This window comes from Streptomyces sp. NPDC001678, assembly GCF_042892945.1.
GTDB lineage: Bacteria > Actinomycetota > Actinomycetes > Streptomycetales > Streptomycetaceae > Streptomyces.
The window spans coordinates 1-3073 of sequence record NZ_JBIAUP010000032.1 but is presented as its reverse complement, the minus strand read 5'-3'; the positions used below and the strand labels follow the sequence as shown (position 1 = coordinate 3073).

Here is a 3073-nt window from a genome sequence, read left to right as displayed (position 1 = left end):
AATGACACGACTTCGGCGGTACGCTTGAGCCCCGCTACATTGTCGGCGCGGAATCACTTGACCAGTGAGCTATTACGCACTCTTTCAAGGGTGGCTGCTTCTAAGCCAACCTCCTGGTTGTCTCTGCGACTCCACATCCTTTCCCACTTAGCGTACGCTTAGGGGCCTTAGTCGATGCTCTGGGCTGTTTCCCTCTCGACCATGGAGCTTATCCCCCACAGTCTCACTGCCGCGCTCTCACTTACCGGCATTCGGAGTTTGGCTAAGGTCAGTAACCCGGTAGGGCCCATCGCCTATCCAGTGCTCTACCTCCGGCAAGAAACACACGACGCTGCACCTAAATGCATTTCGGGGAGAACCAGCTATCACGGAGTTTGATTGGCCTTTCACCCCTAACCACAGGTCATCCCCCAGGTTTTCAACCCTGGTGGGTTCGGTCCTCCACGAAGTCTTACCTCCGCTTCAACCTGCCCATGGCTAGATCACTCCGCTTCGGGTCTTGGGCGCGCTACTCAATCGCCCTATTCGGACTCGCTTTCGCTACGGCTTCCCCACACGGGTTAACCTCGCAACACACCGCAAACTCGCAGGCTCATTCTTCAAAAGGCACGCAGTCACGACGCACCAAGCAAGCTTGATGCGCGACGCTCCCACGGCTTGTAGGCACACGGTTTCAGGTACTATTTCACTCCGCTCCCGCGGTACTTTTCACCATTCCCTCACGGTACTATCCGCTATCGGTCACCAGGGAATATTTAGGCTTAGCGGGTGGTCCCGCCAGATTCACACGGGATTTCTCGGGCCCCGTGCTACTTGGGTGTCTCTCAAACGAGCCGTCAATGTTTCAGCTACGGGGGTCTTACCCTCTACGCCGGACCTTTCGCATGTCCTTCGCCTACATCAACGGTTTCTGACTCGTCCAACAGCCGGCAGACTGTTGAAGAGAGATCCCACAACCCCGCATGCGCAACCCCTGCCGGGTATCACACACATACGGTTTGGCCTCATCCGGTTTCGCTCGCCACTACTCCCGGAATCACGGTTGTTTTCTCTTCCTGCGGGTACTGAGATGTTTCACTTCCCCGCGTTCCCTCCACACTGCCTATGTGTTCAGCAGCGGGTGACAGCCCATGACGACTGCCGGGTTTCCCCATTCGGACACCCCCGGATCAAAGCTCGGTTGACAGCTCCCCGGGGCCTATCGTGGCCTCCCACGTCCTTCATCGGTTCCTGGTGCCAAGGCATCCACCGTGCGCCCTTAAAAACTTGGCCACAGATGCTCGCGTCCACTGTGCAGTTCTCAAACAACGACCAGCCACCCGTCACACCCTGCCGAAGCAGACCTTTACCGGGGCCGGCATCGAAGGTCCGAGCAACGCTCGTACCCTCAGATACCCAACAGCGTGCCCGGCCCAGCCTCTCCTTGATTCACGTTCCACGCCGAAGCAGTACTAATGATCCCTGAAGAAACTGTGCCGAATAGTCAACGTTCCACCCATGAGCAACCGTGCGAGTCATTCGCTCGCAGTCGGCTATGTGCTCCTTAGAAAGGAGGTGATCCAGCCGCACCTTCCGGTACGGCTACCTTGTTACGACTTCGTCCCAATCGCCAGTCCCACCTTCGACGGCTCCCTCCACAAGGGTTGGGCCACCGGCTTCGGGTGTTACCGACTTTCGTGACGTGACGGGCGGTGTGTACAAGGCCCGGGAACGTATTCACCGCAGCAATGCTGATCTGCGATTACTAGCAACTCCAACTTCATGGGGTCGAGTTGCAGACCCCAATCCGAACTGAGACCGGCTTTTTGAGATTCGCTCCACCTCACGGCATCGCAGCTCATTGTACCGGCCATTGTAGCACGTGTGCAGCCCAAGACATAAGGGGCATGATGACTTGACGTCGTCCCCACCTTCCTCCGAGTTGACCCCGGCAGTCTCCTGTGAGTCCCCATCACCCCGAAGGGCATGCTGGCAACACAGAACAAGGGTTGCGCTCGTTGCGGGACTTAACCCAACATCTCACGACACGAGCTGACGACAGCCATGCACCACCTGTACACCGACCACAAGGGGGCGACCATCTCTGGCCGTTTCCGGTGTATGTCAAGCCTTGGTAAGGTTCTTCGCGTTGCGTCGAATTAAGCCACATGCTCCGCTGCTTGTGCGGGCCCCCGTCAATTCCTTTGAGTTTTAGCCTTGCGGCCGTACTCCCCAGGCGGGGAACTTAATGCGTTAGCTGCGGCACCGACGACGTGGAATGTCGCCAACACCTAGTTCCCAACGTTTACGGCGTGGACTACCAGGGTATCTAATCCTGTTCGCTCCCCACGCTTTCGCTCCTCAGCGTCAGTAATGGCCCAGAGATCCGCCTTCGCCACCGGTGTTCCTCCTGATATCTGCGCATTTCACCGCTACACCAGGAATTCCGATCTCCCCTACCACACTCTAGCCTGCCCGTATCGAATGCAGACCCGGGGTTAAGCCCCGGGCTTTCACATCCGACGCGACAAGCCGCCTACGAGCTCTTTACGCCCAATAATTCCGGACAACGCTTGCGCCCTACGTATTACCGCGGCTGCTGGCACGTAGTTAGCCGGCGCTTCTTCTGCAGGTACCGTCACTTGCGCTTCTTCCCTGCTGAAAGAGGTTTACAACCCGAAGGCCGTCATCCCTCACGCGGCGTCGCTGCATCAGGCTTTCGCCCATTGTGCAATATTCCCCACTGCTGCCTCCCGTAGGAGTCTGGGCCGTGTCTCAGTCCCAGTGTGGCCGGTCGCCCTCTCAGGCCGGCTACCCGTCGTCGCCTTGGTAGGCCATCACCCCACCAACAAGCTGATAGGCCGCGGGCTCATCCTTCACCGCCGGAGCTTTCCACCCACCAAGATGCCTCGGCAGGTCGTATCCGGTATTAGACCCCGTTTCCAGGGCTTGTCCCAGAGTGAAGGGCAGATTGCCCACGTGTTACTCACCCGTTCGCCACTAATCCACCCCGAAGGGCTTCATCGTTCGACTTGCATGTGTTAAGCACGCCGCCAGCGTTCGTCCTGAGCCAGGATCAAACTCTCCGTGAATG

The 3073-nt window shown here is 58.1% G+C and carries 2 rRNA genes (1 of these 2 cut by a window edge); both read right to left on the bottom strand.

Going from position 1 to position 3073, the window contains the following annotated elements:
* A 23S ribosomal RNA gene (locus ACFYZR_RS32330) occupies nt 1–1272 on the bottom strand; it reaches 1491 nt to the left of the window's first position.
* 275 nt (nt 1273–1547) lie between these two features.
* Nucleotides 1548–3071 (bottom strand): 16S ribosomal RNA (locus ACFYZR_RS32325).
* Together the 16S and 23S rRNA genes form the textbook arrangement of a ribosomal RNA operon.
* Between the last annotated feature and the right edge of the window lie 2 nt (nt 3072–3073).